Origin of the sequence: Hymenobacter sediminis (genome assembly GCF_003231285.1) — a bacterium.
Lineage (GTDB): Bacteria > Bacteroidota > Bacteroidia > Cytophagales > Hymenobacteraceae > Hymenobacter > Hymenobacter sediminis.
Genome location: NZ_QKNS01000001.1, coordinates 499,779 through 521,890, shown reverse-complemented (window position 1 = coordinate 521,890; position 22,112 = coordinate 499,779). Strand labels below are relative to the sequence as shown.

Annotated in this window: 17 protein-coding genes and 2 pseudogenes; 11 read left to right on the top strand and 8 right to left on the bottom strand. The window is 55.0% G+C overall.

All coding sequences use genetic code 11. The features are described from left to right. Window positions 1-151: 151 nt before the first annotated feature. The 4 genes from DNI29_RS02225 (at window position 152) to DNI29_RS02210 (ending at window position 5,082) form a co-directional block, all read left to right on the top strand. A complete protein-coding gene (locus DNI29_RS02225; RefSeq protein ID WP_110976432.1) occupies window positions 152-1,000 on the top strand; it encodes a DUF5694 domain-containing protein in 849 nt (282 codons plus the stop codon). A gap of 172 nt (window positions 1,001-1,172) precedes the next feature. Further along, the gene (locus DNI29_RS02220; RefSeq protein ID WP_110976431.1) at window positions 1,173-1,946 is read left to right on the top strand and encodes a suppressor of fused domain protein; all 774 of its coding nucleotides are present in this window, start codon (window positions 1,173-1,175) and stop codon (window positions 1,944-1,946) included. A 357-nt stretch (window positions 1,947-2,303) separates the two neighbouring features. After that, window positions 2,304-3,977 carry a vWA domain-containing protein gene (locus tag DNI29_RS02215; protein WP_110976430.1) on the top strand — a complete coding sequence of 558 codons (1,674 nt, stop codon included), beginning with the start codon at window positions 2,304-2,306 and terminating at the stop codon, window positions 3,975-3,977. A gap of 112 nt (window positions 3,978-4,089) precedes the next feature. Next, complete coding sequence (locus DNI29_RS02210) at window positions 4,090-5,082, top strand: hypothetical protein (RefSeq protein ID WP_110976429.1); 993 nt, start codon at window positions 4,090-4,092, stop codon at window positions 5,080-5,082. An 85-nt stretch (window positions 5,083-5,167) separates the two neighbouring features. On the opposite strand, the pseudogene DNI29_RS02205 reads toward DNI29_RS02210, so the two are convergent. Beyond that, window positions 5,168-5,311 (bottom strand): annotated as a pseudogene (locus tag DNI29_RS02205) (oxidoreductase dimerization domain-containing protein); the annotation flags it as partial. 168 nt (window positions 5,312-5,479) lie between these two features. Between DNI29_RS02205 and tssD the strand changes: the two are divergent. Beyond that, window positions 5,480-6,346, top strand: a pseudogene (gene tssD / locus DNI29_RS02200) (type VI secretion system tube protein TssD); the annotation flags it as partial. 12 nt (window positions 6,347-6,358) lie between these two features. Continuing rightward, entirely contained in the window at window positions 6,359-7,111 is a 753-nt protein-coding gene (locus DNI29_RS02195; protein ID WP_110976427.1) for a PoNe immunity protein domain-containing protein, read from the top strand. Window positions 7,112-7,181: 70 nt separating this feature from the next. Here DNI29_RS02195 and lpdA read toward each other — a convergent pair whose 3' ends face one another. Beyond that, window positions 7,182-8,588, bottom strand: a complete 1,407-nt coding sequence (gene lpdA / locus DNI29_RS02190) for a dihydrolipoyl dehydrogenase (RefSeq protein ID WP_110976426.1) — start codon at window positions 8,586-8,588, stop codon at window positions 7,182-7,184. A gap of 147 nt (window positions 8,589-8,735) precedes the next feature. Here lpdA and DNI29_RS02185 point away from each other — a divergent pair, with 147 nt between their 5' ends. After that, window positions 8,736-9,281, top strand: coding sequence for a hypothetical protein (locus DNI29_RS02185; protein ID WP_123823037.1), 546 nt, complete (start codon window positions 8,736-8,738; stop codon window positions 9,279-9,281). Between the two features lie 196 nt (window positions 9,282-9,477). Here DNI29_RS02185 and DNI29_RS02180 read toward each other — a convergent pair whose 3' ends face one another. Next, window positions 9,478-9,852 (bottom strand): winged helix-turn-helix transcriptional regulator, encoded by a 375-nt coding sequence (locus tag DNI29_RS02180; protein ID WP_110976424.1) that lies wholly within the window; start codon window positions 9,850-9,852, stop codon window positions 9,478-9,480. A 275-nt stretch (window positions 9,853-10,127) separates the two neighbouring features. Here DNI29_RS02180 and DNI29_RS02175 point away from each other — a divergent pair, with 275 nt between their 5' ends. After that, window positions 10,128-10,874 carry a glucose 1-dehydrogenase gene (locus DNI29_RS02175; protein WP_110977266.1) on the top strand — a complete coding sequence of 249 codons (747 nt, stop codon included), beginning with the start codon at window positions 10,128-10,130 and terminating at the stop codon, window positions 10,872-10,874. Window positions 10,875-11,010: 136 nt separating this feature from the next. Here DNI29_RS02175 and DNI29_RS02170 read toward each other — a convergent pair whose 3' ends face one another. After that, the gene (locus DNI29_RS02170) at window positions 11,011-12,675 is read right to left on the bottom strand and encodes a M1 family metallopeptidase (protein WP_238387979.1); all 1,665 of its coding nucleotides are present in this window, start codon (window positions 12,673-12,675) and stop codon (window positions 11,011-11,013) included. Window positions 12,676-12,872: 197 nt separating this feature from the next. On the opposite strand from DNI29_RS02170, the gene DNI29_RS02165 reads away from it, so the two are divergent. The 3 genes from DNI29_RS02165 to DNI29_RS02155 all read left to right on the top strand — a co-directional run bounded on the left by DNI29_RS02165 (window position 12,873) and on the right by DNI29_RS02155 (window position 14,848). After that, window positions 12,873-13,796 (top strand): EamA family transporter, encoded by a 924-nt coding sequence (locus tag DNI29_RS02165; RefSeq protein ID WP_110976423.1) that lies wholly within the window; start codon window positions 12,873-12,875, stop codon window positions 13,794-13,796. A 140-nt stretch (window positions 13,797-13,936) separates the two neighbouring features. Next, the gene (locus DNI29_RS02160) at window positions 13,937-14,329 is read left to right on the top strand and encodes a group III truncated hemoglobin (protein ID WP_110976422.1); all 393 of its coding nucleotides are present in this window, start codon (window positions 13,937-13,939) and stop codon (window positions 14,327-14,329) included. A 150-nt stretch (window positions 14,330-14,479) separates the two neighbouring features. Next, window positions 14,480-14,848 carry a group III truncated hemoglobin gene (locus DNI29_RS02155; RefSeq protein WP_110976421.1) on the top strand — a complete coding sequence of 123 codons (369 nt, stop codon included), beginning with the start codon at window positions 14,480-14,482 and terminating at the stop codon, window positions 14,846-14,848. A 118-nt stretch (window positions 14,849-14,966) separates the two neighbouring features. Here the strand turns inward: DNI29_RS02155 and DNI29_RS02150 are convergent, their stop codons facing one another. From DNI29_RS02150 to DNI29_RS02135, 4 genes are all read right to left on the bottom strand, one after another. Then, on the bottom strand, window positions 14,967-15,518 hold the full coding sequence (locus tag DNI29_RS02150) for a suppressor of fused domain protein (protein ID WP_110976420.1): 552 nt from the start codon (window positions 15,516-15,518) through the stop codon (window positions 14,967-14,969). Between the two features lie 105 nt (window positions 15,519-15,623). Next, window positions 15,624-17,294 (bottom strand): 2-oxoglutarate dehydrogenase complex dihydrolipoyllysine-residue succinyltransferase, encoded by a 1,671-nt coding sequence (gene odhB / locus DNI29_RS02145; RefSeq protein WP_110976419.1) that lies wholly within the window; start codon window positions 17,292-17,294, stop codon window positions 15,624-15,626. Between the two features lie 131 nt (window positions 17,295-17,425). Beyond that, window positions 17,426-20,272, bottom strand: a complete 2,847-nt coding sequence (locus DNI29_RS02140; RefSeq protein ID WP_110976418.1) for a 2-oxoglutarate dehydrogenase E1 component — start codon at window positions 20,270-20,272, stop codon at window positions 17,426-17,428. A 206-nt stretch (window positions 20,273-20,478) separates the two neighbouring features. Next, window positions 20,479-21,678 (bottom strand): SMP-30/gluconolactonase/LRE family protein, encoded by a 1,200-nt coding sequence (locus DNI29_RS02135; RefSeq protein WP_162303477.1) that lies wholly within the window; start codon window positions 21,676-21,678, stop codon window positions 20,479-20,481. Between the last annotated feature and the right edge of the window lie 434 nt (window positions 21,679-22,112).

Sequence of the window (22,112 nt, the reverse complement as noted above, 5' to 3'; positions counted from 1 at the left end):
TAAGAGGCCGCGAAGACCAAAGCACTCAGGCAATAATTCTGCTGGCTGCGCTTTCGGCCTCTGCTTTAAACACCCATTCCTAGCATTCTAAGTCAGGTAAAAATTCGAGTTCTGTCGTGTAGCTTTAGCCGTAGGTACTTTAACTCGATGTATGCGCTTTACTATTCTCTTTCTGCTCGCTCTGCTGCTAGCCGCTACCAGTCAGGCCCAGACCAAGCCCGCTGATTTGCTGCTGATTGGCACTTTCCACTTCGACAATCCTGGCCTCGACGTATCCAAGATTAACACCATGGATGTGCAGGCCCCCAAAGTGCAGGCCGAACTGGAAACCATGGCCACCCGCATAGCCGCCTTTCAGCCAGATAAAGTTTTTGTGGAATGGGAGGCCGCTGACCAAAAAGGCCTCGACGACCTCTATGCGGCCTACCTCGGCCCCGACTACGCCGGGTACGTGCAAACCAAGTTCTCTCAGCGGACCCATGGCTTTTACACCCGCAGTGAAATCGTTCAGCTGGCGTTTCGGGCGGCCAAGAAGGCTAAGCTTACCAAGGTGTACGCCATGGATTACCGAAAAACCCAGTTCCCCTACGACAGCGTGATGAGCGCCATGAAGAGCGCCCACCAGGATGATCTGCTGCAAGGAATACAAGCCTACGTGAAATCGTACGAGGAAAACATGAACAAGAAGCTGGCAACCAACTCCATCACCCAGCTCCTGCTCGACGAAAACACCAAAACCAACCTCGATTTCAACAAGGGCTTCTACCTCAACAGAGTCAACCGGGCAGGTACCACCACCAATTTCAGCGGCCCCTTCCTGGTGTCGGAGTGGTACCGCCGCAACCTCTACATGTACTCCATCATTCAGAAAACCGTGGCCCCTACCGACGATAAAGTGGTGGTGCTGGTAGGCTCGGGCCACGCCGCCATGATGCGCGAGTTCCTCAGCTTCGACAGCGGCTTCCGCCTGAAGGAACTGAAGGACGTGCTGAAAAAGTAAGCCCAGGCAGCTCTGCCCTGGAGCCAAAGCGTAGGGTTCAGCCTTCCGGCGGGGGTAGGCAAGCTGCTTTGTACTACCCCGATAGTAGGCCTTTGGCTTGCCTAGCGGCGGGCACATTTCGGAGGCTGGTCCGTAGTAACTGTTCCGTTCATCCATCCTTATCCTACTTTATATGACCGAGCAAGAGCACGATTCAGAACAGGAAATGTCGCCATCCGGGGCGCCGGTGTACCGCTATGATGGCGTAGAGCCCGCCGAGTTCAGCCTGGCCTCCGGCGACGACGAGACTATTGAGGCCATATCCAACCACATTGAGCGCCACATTGGCCCGGTGAGCGGGGTATTCCACGAAATCATTTCCGATAAGGTGCACATTGATGTGCATTTCGTGGAGCCTAGCGCCGATTTTCCGTTCAAGGTGCTGGTCACCTCCGGCATGAGCGACCTACCCATGACGGTGCCCGAAGGTGCCGAGGAGTGGCGCTACGCCGAGCTGTGCATCTTACTGCCCAGCACTTGGGAGTTCCCACAGCTGGGTCCCGAGGCTAACCACGAGGACGAGGATATCGAAGATCAGTACTGGCCCATCCGGTGGCTGAAATACCTGGCCCGCTTCCCCCACGAGTACCGCACCTGGCTGGGCTCCGGCCACACCATCCCGAACGGGGAAAATGCCGAGCCTTTCGCCTCCAATACCAAGCTGGGCTGCATGATGCTGCTGCCCTCTTTCAGTTTGCCGGAAGAGTTCATGGAGCTAAAAATCAGCGAGGGGAAAACCATCTATTTCTACTCCCTCTACGCCATTTACAAGGAAGAAATGGACTTGAAGATGCGCAAAGGCGTGGAGGCCCTCATCGACAAGTTCGAGGAGCACGGCATCACCGACGTAGTAGACCTGGACCGCCCCAACGTAGCCGCCAAAAAAGGCTTCCTGGGTTTATGGTAGCCAAAACAGCAAGGTGCTACCCCGCAAAAGCGGCTGAAGCTCTGGTAGCTTCAGCCGCTTTTGCGTTGCTGAATTCTGCATCAATAAGTAGCCTAACGCCTACAGGCAGCAGCTATACCCACTTACTCTACTATGCTATGCTGCTGTAAATCGAATAGAAGAACGGTCATGTCGAGCGCAGTCGAGACATCCCGCGTGCTGACGTTGCCAGAGTAACCCAACGATTCGAGCAAGATGTCTCGACCAGCTCGACATGACCGTTTTTACAGCACCTATTTTCCTACCCCTTCTACTTAAACGAGTGCACATCCGAGCAAACCCGTATTTTGCACTCTCTTGTGTTTGCTATCTTATTACATGTCCTGCGTATCATTTCGGGCTTTTCTCTGTGGCATTATTCTGTTGCTGGCCACCAGCGCTGCGCGTGCCCAATCTCCTACCCCTGAGGCGGAGCTGAACACCTTCTACGACCAGCTGAACGCCTACCGCACCGAGCGGTACTACCCCCTGCCAGAGCTGGAAGCCCTGCGGCTGCCCTCTACCTTTTCCGGCGCCGACTTACGCGCCCTGCACCTGCAGGACCGCCACATCGTGCGCGTTGATTTGGTGTACACCGCTTTCCGCCTGAACCCGGCCTTCAATCAGCGCCAACTCAACCTCAGCCGCATCCGCAACCTGGCGGCGGGCGTGCCGGGCTTGCTCCAGGATGAGTCCGTGACCTGGACCCTAGTAGAGCAAACCGGCTGCAACAGCCCCGCCGAGTGCCAGCCGTTTTTCCATGGGTTTGTGGTGTACGTGGCCCGACACGCCACTGCCGCTACCAGCCGCGCCGACCTCGACAGCCTCACGCGCAAGCTGCGCATCCTGGAAAAGAAGCGGCCCAAAGCCGCCAAGAAAACCCAGGGCCGGCAGGTAGCCTGCAACCTACCTTCCAGCCGGTTCAGCAGCCGGGATATGGCCCGCAACCTGCGCCGAAACTACAAATGCCCTCAGCGGGAGCCCCAAATCGTGCGGTTTCAGCTGACGGTAGATGCCCGCGGCACTACCCAAAGCGTGCAGGTGCGGCCCACCGGCAAGGCCCTCTGCACCGCAGAACTGGAGGAGGCCATCCGGAAAAGCGTGGTGTTCAACTCGGGCTTTCCCGTTGACCGCCGCATGTTTCCGTTTATCGTGAAGGGGGCCGTGCGCCTGCCGCTGGGGCCGCTGCAGCTGGTGGGCAAGCCCGATCTGGCCCTCACCAGCTTCGCCCTCCCCGATTCGGTGGCCCGGCTCTACCGCGTTTTCCTGAAAAAGAAGAACGCCCAGCACAAGCACGACTACTGCGAGGCGCGCATCACCAAGAAAGGCGAGCTGCTGGCCGCGGCCGATACTACCACCGAAACCCTACCTCTCCCGCCCGATGCCAATGTGGTAACCCGCGTGATGCAGCGCCACCCCGAGTGGAGCAAGGAGGTAGTAGTGACGGACGCCACCGGCAGCATGTTCCCCTACACCTACGACCTGCTGGCCTGGCTGCAGCTCAGCGCCCTCGAAGACCCCAAAACCTTTGTGTTCTTCAACGACGGCAACGACCAGCCCGACAAAGACAAGCGCGTGGGCAAAACCGGCGGCTTCCACCACGTAAAAACCGACAGCTACGAGGCCATTAAAAACAAGCTGATTGAAACCATGAAGGCCGGCGGCGGCGGCGACGCGCCCGAAAACGACGCCGAAGCCTTGCTCTACGCCCAGCAGCTCGCCGGCCCCGACGCCTCCCCCGACCTCATCCTGATTGCCGACAACTACACCTTCCCCCGCGACGCCAAGCTCCTCAAAAACACCACGGCCCAGGTCCGCATCATCCTCTGCGGGGTGCGCGACTACATAAACCCCAAGTACCTCGCCCTGGCCCGCCAGCACGGCTTCACCCTACACACCATCGAGGGCGACATCGAGAACCTAAGCAAGCTGCTGGAAGGCGAAACCATTACCATCCAGGGCCAGCAGTACCAAGTGACAAAGGACGGGTTTAAGCTGGTGCAGAAAACGTAGAGTCTAGACTATCTTTCTACTGTTTCGCACCAAAAACAGCATTGATAAGATACTCTTTACTTCAACAAGAAATTTATTCAACTTCATATTAACCTACATACCCCAGAAGAATATGAGTGAAATGTCAAAAAAATGGAAAGCGCGGTTACTCTCATCAAGTCTCCCTTTAGAACATGAGGTATCCAAGATACTTTCCAAGTACAATTTTTTTACATCTTATGACTATAGCTATTCAAGAAAAGAAAACGCAACTAATAAAGACTTTTCCGTCGATATACTTGGATCAGCATATGCCCCATTTAATAACTCCAACAAACTAATAGCCAGTTTAAACGTTCTTGCCGAATGCAAATTCAGAGAAGAAGGTAAAATATGGGCTTTTTTACCTGCATTACCTGATGCAAATGATGTTGAATTTACATTAGGAGCAACTATTAAGTCTCTTAACCATTTCTCTACAAGAAAAGTAGATGCAGAAGACATTTATGACTTTGAATCACTATTCCCTTTCTCTCTAAAGGGCACAGAAATCAGTATATCGTCAGGTGAAGTTTTCGACAAGGATATACGACATGGAATTTTGCAATTGAAATATGCATTACCATACTTAATTAAAGATTCAATAGAAAGTAATTGCTATGGCCATTTAGAAGACACGGAACCTGATTTTATTGTTCCTGTATTGATCACTAATGCTGATTTATACATATTCAATCAGGAATTTTCTATTGATAATGTTAAAGAAGCAAACAATATCGATGACATTGCAATAAAAACACCCTACTTAATATTAAAAAACACCTCAAGTCCAGATTTTATTCAACACCATAAAACCGTATTCAAAAATTTTAGCAAAATACGATCTTCTACTAACATAAACGAATTCGAAGCAAAACAAAGACTGTTCAAGGATAAAAAATACAACATTTATGAATCACCTTTAAAGGAAGTAGAAGACTTAGAAAGATCCCCTACATATATTTCTAACAAATACTATTCTCAGTTTTTTATATGCCATTTGAACAGCTTCGATGAATTTATAAACACGCTCCAGATAACAATAAATAAATCGCTAAAAAGAAAATTAAACAAAAAAACACAATAACTATTTTCATCATTTACATAACAAAAAAGAGGCTGCAACTCCTGGGAGCTGCAGCCTCTTTTACTTTTAAACCGCAAGCGCAGAATTACATGTGAATAGCCCGATTCTCGGTGGCGGCGAGGCAGGCTTCCTTCATGGCTTCGGCGTAGGTGGGGTGGGCGTGGCTCATGCGGGCTACATCCTCAGCGGAGGCGCGGAACTCCATGGCCGTTACGGCTTCGGCAATCAGGCACATATGCCTCAGAGTTCTATCTGCTTTGAGTGGTATCTTCTATATTGAGAGGCTTTTACATGTTATCCTGATTTTTATTCAACTTCTATGGCGACTACGCCTGAGCTGGTTTCCTGGATCTTTAATGGGCGCACGTATAAGGTGCTATAAGGACATTACGGCTTTCACCAAGGCATTGACTATGTAGGACGACCCAGCACCACGGTTCGGCCGCAGGTGGTTACGCTTACCCTCGACGCCTCCGACGAGGACGCCCGTCTGAGCTGCTACATGCTTGACCCCTATCAGCGAGCTAGCAGCCACTTAGAGCAGTATCGCCCCGATGGGTCCCGGCTACACCGCCTGCACATTCAGGCGGCACACTGCGTAGGGTTGCGCAGCTACTTCGCGCCCGGGGACCCAGCAGGCTGGCCCGGCGAAACCATTACGCTCCGCCTGACGGCCGCTGCCCTAACCTTGGATGGTATGACTATCGAATCGCACAGTGTGCTGCCCTGGGATGCACCAGAAGAGGTGCGCCGCCGCGCCCGCATCCTCGGCGACGAAACCAACCTTGCTGCCGCTCGCGCCTTGGCTAAACCTACCGGCCAACTGGCCAAAGTGCAGGCTCCAACGCTAAGCAACGTACCCAGGCTGACTGACAATTCGGAAAAGGGTGTGTATGGGGAGCACATTTCCGATACATACATGCGTGGGCAGGGCCATATCAAGCTTAATGATGGCGGCTTAGTAACGCCCCCTCCACCCGGTGGCACGGCCCGCGGCAACGGCATCGACGGGGTGTGGAAGCACGGTAATCCACCGCCCGACTACATTATAACGGAAGCCAAGTTTGGTAAGAGCCGCCTGGGCAAGACCCAGGACGGACCGCAAATGAGTGACCAATGGATTCGCGGAAGTGGACGACTGGAGAAAGCAACAAATAAAAGAGAGGCCGCTGCTATCAGACGCGCACTGTTCACCGGTAACGTAGAAAAACGACTCCATAAAGTTGACTCGACGGGTCAGCTTGAAGAAACTATTTTGCTCTAACACCCTCCTACCATGCAAAAAAGAGAGCCACTACTTACAGAATACTTTTTTGATGAAACAATCAATATAAATCAGGAAGAAGTAGCTTTTTATGAAACCGCTCTGCTTCACCCTGAAGAGGATATGAAAATCGAGCTAGGCTACTCTATTCTGTTTGGGTTGCGTTATGAGAACGCCTCTCTAAAATACTCTCGTGGCTACCCCGTCGAAGAAGTAAAACAGGAGATGTTGGCTGCCATCGATGCCTTGATCCTCTACATGCAGCATCCGAAGGCGGAAAACTTTTTTTTCAACGGGGAGCAGGACGAGTATATGCAGGCCGTAGGATTAGTGTCTCTGGCCCTACTGCTGCATGTTGACATAGATGTGTTCCTTCGCCTGGCAGACGCCATCGGGGCTAAGGACCAATACTACGTGCTGGGATGGCTTATCAGCCGCCGTCTGCCTGAGCGTCAGCCTACCACTACGCAACTGCTCTTCCCTAAGACTTACGCCCGCCTGCGCGATGCTATCCAAGCCCCACCGGACCTGCAGACGCAGCTTTTGCGCAGCTTCCTGGCTAGTTGGTACGAGAGCCTCAATACAACCTGGTACAACATCCACGCCCACCGCCTTGATGCCGCCGGCTTCACGGGATACTGGTGTTGGGAAGCAGCGGCCGCGGCCTATAGCTTGGGCTTGGATGACTTAGAGCTGCAAACCATGCGCTACTATCCCAAAGACCTAGCAGACTACGCCTTCAGCCGTAAGCCAACTCTAGCCTAACGTAAAGCACACGAGCCCCCTCTGCGAAAGAGGGGGCTCGTGTGCTTTACCGCAAATGCGAAAGTAGAAATTACATATGAATAGCCCGGTTCTCGGTGGCGGCGAGGCAGGCTTCCTTCATGGCTTCGGCGTAGGTAGGGTGGGCGTGGCTCATGCGGGCTACGTCCTCGGCGGAGGCGCGGAACTCCATGGCCGTTACGGCTTCGGCAATGAGGTCGGCGATGCGCGGGCCGATCATGTGCACACCCAGGATTTCGTCGGTTTCCTTGTCGGCCAGCACTTTCACGAAGCCGTCGAGGTCCATGGAGGCGCGGGCGCGGCCCGAGGCACGGAAGGGGAACGAGCCGGTTTTGTAAGCCTTGCCCTGCTCCTTCAGCTGCTCTTCGGTGTAGCCTACCCCAGCCACTTCCGGCCAGGTGTACACCACGCCGGGGATGAGCAGGTAGTTTACGTGCGGCTTCTGGCCTACAATGGTTTCGGCCACAAACACGCCTTCTTCCTCGGCCTTGTGCGCCAGCATAGCCCCCCGCACCACGTCGCCGATGGCGTAGATGCCGGGCACGTTGGTTTGCAGGTGCTCATCTACCTTAATGCGGCCGCGCTCTTCCATTTCTACGCCGGCGGCTTCCAGGTTCAGACCCGCGGTGTAGGGCACGCGGCCCACGGCTACCAGGCAGTAGTCGCCTTCAAACTTCACTTCCTCGCCCTTGGGGTTGGTAGCGGTTACGGTCACGGCGTCGCCCTCGCGGGTAGCGCCGGTTACTTTGTGGCTCAGGAAGAACTCGATGCCAATTTTGCCCAGGATGCGCTTTAGCTCTTTGCCCAGAGCGCGGTCCATGGTGGGGATGAGCGAGTCCATGAACTCAATCACCGATACTTTCGCGCCAAGGCGAGCGTACACCGAGGCCATTTCCAGCCCGATTACGCCGCCGCCAATCACAATCATGTGCTTGGGCACCTCCCGGATATTCAGGGCCTCGGTGCTGGTGATGATGCGCTGCTTGTCCTGCTGAATGAAGGGCAGCACGGTGGGCTTGGAGCCAGTCGCAATGATGACGTTTTTCGTCTCGATCTGCTGCTCCTCACCGCCCGCGGTGGGCTGAATTTTGATGTGATTTTTATCCACGAACGAACCGACGCCGTGCAGCACGTCGATTTTGTTCTTCTTCATCAGGAACTGGATGCCGTCGGTATTGGCCTTCACCACCCCGTTCTTCCGGTCGATGAGCTGGTTCATGTTGATCTGCAAGTCGCTCAGCTCAATGCCGTGCTCCTTGAAGGTGTGGCCGGCATTGTGGAAGTGCTCCGTCGAGTCGAGGAGGGCTTTGCTGGGGATGCAGCCTACATTGAGGCAGGTGCCGCCCAGGGTGTCGTACTTCTCAATCAGGGCAGTTTTGAGGCCTAGCTGGGAGCAGCGGATGGCCGCCACATAACCGCCCGGCCCGGAGCCGATGACGGTAACGTCGTATTGGTTCATATTCAACGAGTGAATTCGGTGGAAATCAACAGGGCAAAGGTAGGCAAGCCGAAGTTGTGAGGTAGGGAAATTGTGAGGTGATGCATTCCTAGTAGCCGTTTCATATGTTTAGCCGATTTCAACCGTTATAACACTGTTACCATGGGAATGGACTATTACCTCATACCAGACCAGGAAACCGACTGCGAAAATGAGTTTCCCGAGAGGCTTTCAAACTTTTTTGAACAGGTTGGAGGCTATGATGAACACGCAGAGGTATCCCAAGTAAGCCGCATCCTGCAAATTGACCTTTCCATATTTCAGCAGGTAAGCTGGGAAGACGACGGTTTAGAAGACGGAGAGGGAGCCGACGAACCAAGCACTATATGGCACAACCTCGACACAGTTACAGCTGTTGTAGACAGCTTTATTGCCAAGATACAGCAGCACCCTGACTACTTTACGCAGGTGGTACACAACCCAAACCGGGAAAATGACCTCAATAGGCTGCACCATATCCTCTCCAACGCCCCGGATGAGGCTGCTGCTATTAAGGACGCTGAGGAAGTTATAACCCAGCCTTTCTACCTATATCCCCCTGATCGCGGTTACTTAAGCCAAGGTGGATTGAGAGAAGATTTGCATACCCTGCGGCATACACTGCAGCGCTACAAGAATTGTGGCATAGCCAGAGTTCAGTTTCTATATATGTAAGCAGGCAAGCTAATTTATTAGCTATTGATAGAACTAGTACCTGACGCGTTGTAGAGGACATGCAAACGCTAAGGGGCCCTGCTACAACTTCGGAGCAGGGCCCCTTAGCGTTTGTAAACTGCAATAAGCACTTACCTGGCTGCAGGTTGCAGCTTCCCTACGCCGACCATGACGGTGAGTAGCAAAATAGTCATAGTTATAAGGCGCAGTTATTTCCTGACTCTACCGAAGATGAGTCGGCGGCAGTTACTGCAGCCTCACAGCTGCTGGTCCATTCGCTGAGGCTTTTGAGGATGGGTAGCAGCCGCAATCCGTTTTCAGTGAGGGAATAGTCTACGCGGGGAGGCACCTCATTGAAGGCTTCGCGCCGGATCAGGCCAGATTCTTCCAGCTCCTTGAGCTGCTCGGCCAGAACTTTACGTGATATCAACGGTATATGCGCCGCCAGTTGCCCGAACCGGATGCGGCGCTGGCCTATGCCCCAAATAATGAGAGGCTTCCATTTCCCGCCAAGCAGACCCATGGTGCGCGTCATGGAGCAGGATGAGCTTAGCATCTGGTCATTTTTCATGATAGTTACCTTGAGGTTACTAGTAACGTGCTTGTAACTAGTTTCTTCGCAAACTTACTATCCATTAGTAACTAATACACACTATCAGCAGTTCCTTTGCGTAACAAACGCACTCAAGCTGCTAGCAACCCCTGCTCTGTTTGCCGCAGAAAGCCGACCTGATCAGCGGCTGACTGCGGATGGATGGTTACGCCACCCGCTTTTATTCCCTGCGGAAATTAAGCCCGCGGGTTACCAAACTCCCAGATCATTTCCTCATTCCTGAGGACACCTACATGAAAAAGCTAGAAGGAAAAGTTGCTGTTATCACGGGCGGAAACAGCGGTATTGGCTTGGCTACGGCCAAACGGTTTGTAGAAGAAGGTGCCTACGTGTTCATTACCGGCCGCCGCCAGCAGGAGCTGGACGCCGCCGTGCAGCACATTGGCCGCAACGTAACCGGCGTGCAAGGCGACGTAGCTAACCTCGCCGACCTCGACCGGCTATTTGCCACTGTACAGGCCGAGAAGGGCACGCTTGATATTGTGTTTGCTAATGCCGGAGGCGGCGAGTTCGTACCCCTAGGTGCCATTACGGAAGAGCATTACGACAAGACCTTCAACAGCAACGTAAAAGGGCTGGTGTTTACAGTGCAGAAAGCGTTGCCATTGCTCAAGGATGGCAGCTCCATTATTCTGAATGCCTCCATCACCTCCATCAAGGGTAGCGAGGCCTTCAGCGTGTACAGCGCCACCAAGGCAGCCGTCCGCTCCTTTGCCCGCACCTGGACAACGGACCTGAAGCAGCGTAAGATTCGAGTGAATGCTCTCAGCCCCGGCCCTATTGCTACCCCTGCCTTAGATGGTCTCGTCAGCCCAGAGGAGACAGAGCAGCTCAAAGCCAACCTGGCAAGTACCGTACCCCTCGGCCGCCTCGGCGACCCCGACGAAATAGCCAAAGCCGCTTCCTTCCTCGCCTCCGACGAGAGCAGCTTCATCACGGGCATTGAGTTGTTCGTGGATGGAGGCGCGGCCCAAATCTAGCAGCGGTTAGGCCACTATTTTGGTATCTGGTAGCCAACATATTAGGAGTAAAATCTTAGCAAAGAAGCTGGTTCTCTTCCTCATTCGAGGAAGAGAACCAGCTTCTTTGCTAAGATCTATTCTTCCAGAGCACCTTCTACTCCATCAGTACCCCGGTGTAGTAGTTTTCCGTGTCTACTTCCAGATTGGTACGGGTTAGTCCGGGTAGGTTCAGGGGCTGAAAGGAGGTAGTGAGCGGCACCGTACGATACTGGCCGCCAGTGACACGCACACGCACAGGTAAGTTGAACTCGGGTACATTGGCAATCCACCGGGCCAGGGGCTTCCCCTGGGCATCGAAGCGCACCTCCAGGGTAGGAAGGCCCGCGTGACGCAGGTATTGGTCGAAGATGGGGGTAAGGTCGTGGCCGAGTTGCTGGTTGAAGTAGCCTACTACCTGCGCCGTGGTTACGGTTTGGTGGTAGAACGTGCGCGAAAGGCCACGCAGCAGTTCCCGCCATCGGGCATCATCGGGTACGTAGGCAGTCCGGATAAGGTGAAGCAGGTTGCTCCCTTTATCATACATGTCGGAGGAGCCTTCCTTATTCACCTCATAAGGCCCGATGATAGGCCCGTCGTTCTGAATGTTGCGGCGCTGCCCGTGGATGTACTGCCGGGCCGCATCCTTCCCAAACTGGCTTTCTACGAACAGGGCTTCGGAATAAGTGGTAAAGCTTTCGTGAATCCACATATCGGCAATGTCCCGGCTGGTGATGTTGTTACCAAACCACTCGTGCCCGCTTTCGTGAATAATGATAAAGTCCCACTTCATGCCCCAGCCGGTCTCCGAGCGGTCTTTGCCCAGGTAGCCGTTCTGGTACTTATTGCCATAAGCTACGGCGCTTTGGTGCTCCATGCCCAGGTGAGGCGTTTCCACCAGCTTGAATCCGTCTTCATAGAAGGGGTAGGGCCCGAACCAGCTTTCCATGGACTTAAGCATGGGCTTCACGTTGGCTGTAAACTGGGTTTTGGCTTTGGCCAGGTTTTCCGGCAGCACCCAGTAATCGAGCGTGAGCTTGCCTTTCTCACCGGCGTATTCGTCCGCAAAATGGGTGTAGTCGCCTATGTTAAGCGCCACATCATAGTTGTTGATGGGGTTGCTTACAAACCAGTCGAAGCGGGTGGCGCCACCCTTAAGCGGGGTAGTTTTACGCAGGCGTCCGTTCGAAATGTCCTTTAGCCCTTTGGGCACCGTCACACTGATAAGCATGGAGTCCGGCTCATCAGACTGGTGGTCTTTGGTGGGCCACCAAATGCTGGCTCCTACCCCCTGACAGGCCGTGGCTACCCATGGTTTGCCTTTGCTGTCTTGGGTGAACACGAGGCCACCGTCCCAGGGGGCTTGCTTGGCCTCGGTAGGCTGGCCGGAGTAGTACACTGTAAACTCGGCGCGGTTTCCCTGCCGGATGGGGGTAGGAAACGTGACAAATACAGCATTAGCCTCACGGGTAAACGGCACCGGCTTGCCCTGGTATTCCACCTTCTCTACTTTAAGGTTAGCAAAGAGGTCAAACTGCAGGCGGCTGAAATCCTGGGTGGCCGTGAAGCGGAATAGGTTGGAACCACGGATGGCCTTTTTAGCCACATCCAGCTGCACATCGAGGTGGTAGTAGTTAACGTCGTAGCAGGCGCGCAGGGGCGAAAGGTGGCCCCGCAACGAATCGGCGCGAGTAAACAACGACTTCGGCTGCATGAGCTGCGCCGAGGCGACAGAGGCCACACCGAGCAAACCGGCCGTAAGCAAAGCAGAAAAGAAACGCACAGGCAAATAGTGAGGGTCGAGAGACTAAAGAACGGTATTCTGGAGAAAGCGCTGCGTGCTGCCGGGCGCGGCGGCGGTAGCCGTGCTTGATTAGCTTCGAATTTGAGGCTCAGCTTGGTTTCCTACCCCAACACGGAAGCCGAAGCTTCTGCATACTTCGCGTAGGTTTACGGCTAGCTTCACCTTGCTCTATACATATGAATACTGCTACCCCCTCGCGCGCTTCCCTGCTGCTGGCGTTTGCCGCCGTTTATGTCATCTGGGGCTCTACGTACCTGGGCATCCGGTTCGCTATTGAGTCGATGCCGCCGCTGCTGATGGCGGGTAGCCGCTATGCTCTGGCCGGGGCTGCGCTCTATGGGTTCATGCGGCTGCGCGGCGAGCCCGCTCCCACTTGGCGGGGCTGGGGTGTGGCGCTGGTTATCGGCATCTGTTTGCTGGCTTTCGGCAACGGCGGCGTGACCCTGGGCGAACAGTACATCCCCTCGGGGCTGGCGTCGCTGCTGGCCGCCACAGTGCCTATGTTTCTGGCAGTATTGGGCTGGTGGAGTGGGGTAGCTCAGCGGCCTACCCCGGCCGTAGCCTTGGGCCTAGTTTGCGGCCTGGGGGGCGTGTACCTGCTGGCCCGCACACCGGGTGCCAGCCACGTAGCCTTGCCCGGCCACGAAGCTCTGGGCATGGGACTGGTACTCACGGCCGCGTTGGTGTGGGCCATTGGCTCCCTGTATTCGAAAAGGCATCAGCCCAGCCCTTCGCCTTTCCTGTCGGGCGGGATGCAGATGCTGTGCGGCGGGCTGGTTATGTTGGTGGTTGGACTGATACGCGGAGAGGCGAATGGCTTCGAGCTAGCTCAAGTAACAACTAAGTCGTGGGTGGCTTACGGCTACCTGGTTACGTTCGGGTCGATTGTAGCCTTCACGGCCTACATCTGGCTGCTGCGGGCTGTGGAGCCAGCCCTTGCCGGCACGTACGCCTTCGTAAACCCAGTGGTGGCAGTATTGCTGGGCTGGGCCTTTGCTGGGGAAGCTTTGAACGCGGGCATGCTGGGTGGGGCAGGCCTGATTGTGCTGGCCGTGGCCCTGGTGGTGCTGGGCGGCCGTCGTCCCGCGAAAACTACCTGAGCGGGCAAATTTCCTACCCCCTCGCCTTCGCTCAAACCCTACTAACCGGCCCCGGGCTGCCGCCTGACTTTTACCCCAAGGCTTCTCTTCGATACCAACATTTGAGCAGCCCCAGATAGGCCTTTTTCGTTAGAAGTACCATGTCTGAAAACCTGCCCGATATTCAAACCGAAGACGACATTCGGCTCTTGGTTGATGCCTTCTACAGCCGCGTCCAGACGGACGACCTTATAGGGCCCATCTTTGAGGCGGTAGTGCAAGGCCACTGGCCGCGCCACCTGGCTACCATGTACGACTTCTGGAGCAGCTTATTACTGAGCACTAGCCGTTACCGGGGCCGGCCCTTCCCCAAGCACTTAGCCCTACCTGTGGACAGCCGCCACTTCCAGCGCTGGCTAAATTTATTTGTGGAAACTGTTGAGGCTCACTTCGATGGCCCCAAGGCCGATGAAGCATTATACAAAGCAGGTAACCTTGCCTCCATTTTTCAGTATCGTATCGAGCAGGCGCGAAATCCGCTCAACCTGCTATGAAAATTTTTACTGGTAAAGTACATTTGCAGGCTACTCGCCCGTGCGGAGGAATATAATTTCAAGGAATTTGAAAAATTTTCTTTCCGCTTAGCGAATATCACACAACCTGCGTAAATTCGCTCCGTATTCATCAGTCCTACCACAACCCGTATGGCTACTACCCCTACCCTCCCCGATCTGCGCACCGAAGGTGACATCAAGACGCTGGTGGATACCGCTTTTGGCAAAGCAAATGAAGATGAGCTGCTGGCTCCTTTGTGCAACGCCGTAGCGCGCGTGCACTGGCCCCGCCACCTTACCTCTATGTACGATTACTGGAGCACGGCGCTGCTGGGCACTACCCGCTATCAGGAAGGCGAAATGGTACCGCTGCACTCAGCATTGCCAGCTCAGGGTCCGCTTTTCCAGCGTTGGGTTTCCTTGCTGAAGCGTACCGTTGACGAAAAGTTTGCTGGCTCGAAAGCCGAGGAAGCTAAGCACAAAGTGGCTACTCTGGCTTCTTCATCCCGCGCTGCTTAACCCTACTACCCCGCTTTTTTATCCATCCCGTTTCCCACTCCTTTCCTCACTTCCCACCCATCCCACCCACCGAAAAGCCCACTGGTTTATGCCAGAGGGCTTTTTTGCTTTATAGGTATTAAACACAGCTTCTTCTTTGAGGACTAGTATAGCTCAATTGCCCTTTTTCAAATGCTTCCTCCAAAGCATCCCAACCATTGGCAATCTTATAGTCGCGTTCCTTTTTAGTTATCGGGATGAGCCACAGATTATGCAGCTGAGACTTCTGAAAGTTGAAAATCTCCAGCGCTTCGCCATCAAGGTAGGGTAGCGAGATGTAACCAAAGGAGCAGTGAGAAGCTTTTTGCCAGGGCATGCCAAAATTCACAGTGTGGTGTATCCCCAGTGGCAAGTCGTTGCGGTGGTAAGAGGCAATTACTGCTAGCAGTTCTACTAAGCCTCTATTTTGCTCATTGGAGAATATGTGAATTTCAATAGCATTATTGGGCCGGTTCAGCGACATGCCTAGTGTGGAATAGATCCACATGGCATGTACCGCTCCGGGAGCAAATTCAAGTACCCGAAAAGCTACGTCTAGTTTTTCTGTAGGCCCCACCGACCACGATAGGCGCTCCGCTTGTACTTGCCAATGCTGTTCTAGGTGAGCCTGTAATTGAGCAAGATTGTACATCTGCCTATCTGTTCTGCAACAACCATAAAATAGAATTTGCCGCCCTCCTTTTGCGCTAAAGCAAACAGGAGGGCGGCAAATTACTGAAGACAGGCTACCTAGCGCTTACACGCCTAGGAGCAGGCGGGTTGGGTCTTCAAGCAGCTCTTTCACGCGCACTAGGAACGATACCGACTCGCGGCCATCAATGATGCGGTGGTCGTAGCTCAGGGCCAGGTACATCATCGGGCGGATTACTACCTGTCCGTTTTCAGCTACGGGGCGCTGCACAATGTTGTGCATGCCCAGAATGGCCGACTGCGGAGCATTAATAATCGGGGTGCTCATCATGGAGCCGAACACACCGCCGTTGGTGATGGTGAACGTACCACCCGTCATCTGCTCAATGGTGAGCTTGTTGTCGCGGGCCAGGGTAGCCAGACGCACAATTTCTTTCTCGATACCGTCGAATGACAATTCCTCGGCGTTGCGGATTACCGGCACCACCAGCCCTTTCGGGGCCGATACGGCAATGCTGATGTCGCAGAAGTCGTTGTACACGATGTCAGTACCATCAATCTGAGCATTCACGGCGGGCCATTCTTTCAGGGCCACACACACGGCCTTGGTGAAGAACGACATGAAGCCGAGGCCTACCGAGTGCTTCTCCTTGAACTTGTCCTTGAACTTGTTGCGCAGGTCCATGATGGGCTGCATGTTCACCTCGTTGAAGGTGGTCAGCATAGCCGTCTCATTCTTCACTGACACTAGGCGGCGCGACACGGTTTTGCGCAGGTTGCTCATCCGCTCGCGGCGCTGGTTGCGGTTGCCACTGGCTGCCGGAGCCGCCTGGGCAGGGGCTACAGGAGCTTTGGCTGGCGCGGCAGGGGTAGCAGCCGGAGCCGGGGCAGCTGGCTTAGCCTGGGCATTCTGGGCGTCTTCCTTCGTGATGCGGCCATCCCGACCGGAGCCTTGTACGTCGGCGGGGTTGATGCCTTTCTCACCCAGGATTTTGCCAGCCGCCGGCGAAGGCGTGCCGGTAGCGTAGCTCGTAGCGCTGGAGGTAGCCGGAGCCGACGAAGCAGCCTGGCTAGTGGCAGCAGGTGCAGCGGCCGGGGCCGAAGCAGCCGGAGCAGCACCGCTACCTCCTTCAATGCGGGCAATGGTAGCCCCAATACCAATAGTTTCGCCTTCCTTGGCGGCGTGGCGCAGGGTACCGCTACCCTCGGCAGGCAACTCAAACGTAGCCTTATCCGATTCCAGCTCAGCAATAATTTCGTCGCGCTGTACCTGGGCGCCGTCTTCCTTCAGCCACTTGGCTACGGTTACTTCCGTAATGGACTCGCCCACGGCCGGAATCTTCATTTCCACCGTAGCACCACCCGAAGTTGCGCCACCAGCGGCCGGAGCAGCGGCCGTAGCCGTATCAGCCGAACCAGCCTGCGAGCCGCCGTAGCCGCTTTGGTTGCTGGCTTGGGGGTTTTGCTCGCCTTGGGTAACGGGGTCAGCGCTGCTTTGGGCAGGTGCACTGGCTGCCGGCGCGGCCGGGGCGCTAGCAGCACCATCGCCGCCAATTTCAGCAATGGTAGTCCCAATGCCAATGGTTTCACCTTCCGCCACGCGGATTTGCAATACGCCATCAGCTTCGGCGGGCAGTTCGAAGGTAGCCTTATCCGACTCCAGCTCGGCAATAATTTCGTCGCGCTTTACCGTATCGCCATCGGCTTTCAGCCATTTGGCAATAGTAACTTCGGTGATAGACTCGCCGACGGCGGGGATTTTAATTTCCAGACCCATAGGTGGGAATTTTGAAGGGTTTCGGTGGGTAGTAGCGCAAGCTAGGCAGCTTACGTTCCTGAACGACTATCGACTCTGCGCTGCCTGCCGGCCAGATTAGCATACGCCTCTGGGGCCGGCAGGCTGCCTGCTTAGTCGGTTTTTTGCGCGTTGGCGGCGGTTTCCTTGATAACGGTATCAGCTACCTCCTCGCGGGGCTTGTCGAAGGCGCGGGCCACGAGGTCCTTCTGCTCCTTTACGTGCACCTTGTTGTAGCCGGTAGCGGGCGAGGCCGAGGGCTTGCGCGAAATCACATCTTCCAGCTCGCGGCGCATAAAGCGCAGCAGGTAGTTCCAGTAGCCCATATTTTCGGGCTCCTCTTGTACCCAGTACACCTTCGCTTTAGGATACTTCGCCAGTTCGGCGTCCAACTGCTTTTTGGGGAAGGGGTGCAGTTGCTCCAGGCGCACGATGGCGACATCCTTACGCTGCGACTTCTGCTGCTCTTCCAGCAAATCGAAATATACCTTGCCCGAGCACAGCAATACGCGCTTCACTTTCTTGTCTTCGGCGTACACGTCGCCGAGCACTTCGCGGAACGAGCCGGAGGTAAACTCCTCAACCGGCGACACGCACAGCGGGTGACGCAGCATCGACTTAGGCGACATCACCACCAGCGGCTTGCGGAACCCCCAGGTCAGCTGACGGCGCAGGGCGTGGAAGAAGTTGGCCGGCGTGGTCATGTTGGCTACGATGATGTTGTTTTCAGCCGCCAACTGCAGGAACCGCTCGGGGCGGGCGTTGGAGTGCTCCGGGCCCTGGCCTTCATAGCCGTGGGGCAGGAGCATCACCAAGCCGTTCATGCGCTGCCACTTGCTTTCCGACGACACCACGAACTGGTCAATCATGGTCTGGGCACCGTTGGCGAAGTCGCCGAATTGAGCTTCCCAAATCACAAGGGCCGTGGGGTTGGCCATGGCGTAGCCGAACTCAAAACCCAACACCCCATACTCACTCAGCAGCGAGTTGTAGATGTTCAGCTTCTCCTGGCCCTCCTCGATGTAGTTCAAAGAGTTGTAAGGCGCGGAGGTTTCGGCGTCGTGCAGGACGGCGTGGCGGTGCGAGAACGTGCCGCGCTGCACATCCTGGCCGCTTAGGCGCACAATGTGCTTTTCAGCCAGCAACGAACCATAAGCCAGCAGCTCGCCAGCGGCCCAGTTGAGGACGCGCGTTTCGAAGAACATCTTCTTACGCTCCTTCATCAGGTTGTCAATCTGCTTCAGGGGTTTGAAGCCCTCGGGCAGGGTAGTAAGCGCCGTGCCTACCTTCTGCACCAGCTCCTCACTGATACCGGTAGCCGGCGATTGGTCGAAGTCCTCGGGCTTGGAGCGGCGCAGGCTGCGCCATTCGTTTTCGAGGGCTTGGTAGTTGTAGGGCAGCGGCTTCTGCTTCACCATGTCCAGGCGGGCCTGGAGCAGGTCGCGGAACTCGCGGTCCATCTGGTTGGCCAGCTCCTTGTCCACGTCGCCGCGCTCTACCAGCATAGCATTGTACACCTCGCGGGGGTTCTGGTGCTTGCTGATGAGGTTGTAGAGGGTAGGTTGGGTGAACTTAGGCTCGTCCGACTCGTTATGGCCGTGGCGGCGGTAGCACACCATATCAATAAAGATATCGGCGTGGAACTGCTGGCGGTACTCAGTGGCGAGCTGCACGGCAAACACTACAGCTTCAGGGTCGTCGCCGTTCACGTGCACCACCGGCGCGTCAATAATCTTCGCTAGGTCGGTGCTGTAGATAGACGATCGGGCGTCTTCGAAGTCGGTGGTAAAGCCTACCTGGTTGTTAATCACGAAGTGCACGGTGCCGCCGGTCTTGTAGCCTTCCAGCTGCGACATCTGCGTCACCTCGTAGCCAATGCCCTGGCCCGCCACGGCGGCGTCGCCGTGAATCAGGATGGGCAACACCTTATTATAGTCGTTCTGGTAGCCGTGGTCGAGCTTGGCGCGCACGAAGCCTTCTACTACCGGATTCACCGCCTCCAAGTGCGAGGGGTTGGGGGCCAGTTTCAGGTTAACGCTGCGGCCACCGGCATCTACCTGGCTGCTGTAGCCCATGTGGTACTTCACGTCGCCGTCGCCCATGGTCAGGTCCGGTACGGCAGTGCCCTCGAACTCCGAGAAGATCTGCTCGTAGGTTTTGCCCATGATGTTGGCCAGCACGTTCAGGCGGCCGCGGTGGGCCATGCCAATCATCACTTCCTCCACGCCCAGCTCAGCACCCTTCCGGATGATGGCGTCGAGGGCGGGAATGGTGGTTTCGCCGCCTTCCAGCGAGAAGCGTTTCTGACCCAGAAACTTGGTATGCAGGAAGTTTTCGAATACAACGGCTTCGTTGAGCTTGCTCAGGATGCGCTTCTTGTACTCTACGCCGGGGTTAAAGCTTAGCGAGTCCTTCTCCACTTTCTCGCGGAACCAGTCGAGCACCTGCGGGTCGCGGATGTACATGTACTCGAACCCGATTGTGCGCGTGTAAATCTTCTGCAGCGCCGATACAATGTCGCGCAGGGTGGCTTCCGTGCCTAGGCCCAGCACTTCGCCGTTCTTGAACTTGGTGTCTAGGTCGGCGTCGCTCAGGCCGAAGTCCTGCAGATTCAGGCGAGCTTTGCGGTCTTTGCGCTCACGCACCGGGTTGGTGCGGGCCACCAGGTGGCCGCGGCTGCGGTAGGCATGAATCAGGTTGCGGACCTGCGTTTCCTTGTCGGCGGCTACCGTATCCACGGCCCGGATGGCTCCGGCCTGGTTGGTACTAGCCGTAGTGGCCAATACGCCTTCGCCATCGGGCTGCCCTACCCCACCTTCGGGATATTGCTGCGCAAAGTCGAAGCCTTCAAAGAATTTCTGCCAGCTTACGTCAACCGATTGCGGATCGGCTTTATAGGACTGGTAGAGTTGGTCAATGTATTCGCCATGTGCATTGGCGATGTAAGAGTAAGCGTCCATGCGGTGGGAGCTGGTGGTTCAGAAGCAAATGTAAATAGGTTGATTAGAAAGCTAAAACTGATATTCGCATGTTCAAATAAACCTCTTTATCAACCACATGATTGGAAGTATGGTTTTCGACTGAGTTGAAGCGTCCAATCTAGGAATAAAAAGAAAAGCCGTCCCTATTTATCCGGAACGGCTTTTCATAAGATTTAGGGGTAGCACTATTTGGAAAGAGCCATCTTGAAGATGTGGTAAGGTTGATCCTGCTTACCAATGCCTTTGTTCCAGGTAGGCGTTTTGTGAATGGCTGAGTTGGTGATGTAGAGCGTTTTACCGTCGCCGGAAAAAGCAAACGTATCGGGCCATTCCAGGCGGGGGTCCTGCACTACAGTTTCTACCTTACCGTCTGGGGTGCGGCGCTTAATGGAATGATCTTCGAAGGCTGTCAGATACACATTGTTGGCCGCATCGATTTCCATTCCGTCGCAGGCAGGCACTTTTCCTAAGTCCTCAATCTGCTGGGCCAGTTGGGCATCCGACAGAGCCGGGTTGCGCAAAGCTTCGGTTTTGATGCGGTAGAGTTTGTAGCTGGTCAGGGGTTTCCAATAGAGGTACTGCATATCCTGGCTCAGGGCAATACCATCGGCGTTGAAGCGGGCCTTGTTACCGCTGGGGTCAATCAGCTCTTTGCCGTCAGCCTTGATGTTGAGGGTAGTATCGGCCATCATGGAGGTGTGCTGGGCCAGCAGCTTACGCGCCTTCCCCGACTTCAGATCCACCACCACCAAGCTCCCTACCCCCGATTCGGTGATGTAAGCGTACTGGTTCTGGGTATCGATGCGCACGTCGTTGAGATAGGATTTGCGCGAGGCTACGCTTTCGGGGATGCTGATGTTCTGCACCACCTTGTCCGTTTCAGGGTCGATTTTGACCAGCTTAGGTCCGCCGGGTACGGTGCCTTTAATGCCGGGCGAGGCGGGGTCGAGCACCCATAGCATCCCGGTTTTGTCGGCATGTACGCTTTGGGGACAAATCCAGTGCTTTTGCGGCTCGTTGCGAACCGTTTCGTTCCAGAGGCACCAGTTGGCATCGGGGTAGCCTTTCACGGAGCCATCAGGCATGATTTCGGCCACCGGGTTTACCGGGTTATTGTCCCAGCGCGGAAAGTCGCCGAATACCCGGCCATCGGGCGTCACGGCTACGCCTACAATCTGCGGTTCCCGAAACTGAGCCACTACCTGCAAGGGAGAGTTGGCGGGTGCTATCGGGGCGGCCGTAGCAGTAGAGTCGGAGGAGCCAGAAGTTGTCGCAGCATCTCCGGTGGGTTTTTCAGGCGAAGAGCAGGCACCCAGAAGCAGGCCAGCCATCATGCTCAGGCACAAGGCAGGAGTAGCAGAATGGCGCAAGGAATGATACAGCATGAATAGTGAGGGTTGGTTGGAGGAAGAGAGCAAACCAGAAGCTGTTGCGCTTCCGGTATCATCCATACGGCTTCACCCTAAGCAAGTTCCTACCCCAGCCATAACCCTGAACCGGCAACCCTCGTAAGCGGCCAAACTATATCCGGCTTAAGTGATATTATTTTACTAAACTTCTTAGCAACGACTGAAAACCCGATTTAAAAAAAAGTCCTTACCTTTGAGCCCTTCAAAATAACAACATTTTGTAAGTACAAATAATTATTATAATTATCTATATTTAACTCCGTTTCATTTCTCATTTAACTTGTTTTCGGCTCTTAAAGCCGCTTGCTATACACATAAAAGCGTTTTTCTTCTGCTAATCCAGATGGCGCTTTACCCTTAGCCGAGTCGGGCCGGCCGTCCATCCTCTCCGGACCAAAGTGAGAGTCCAC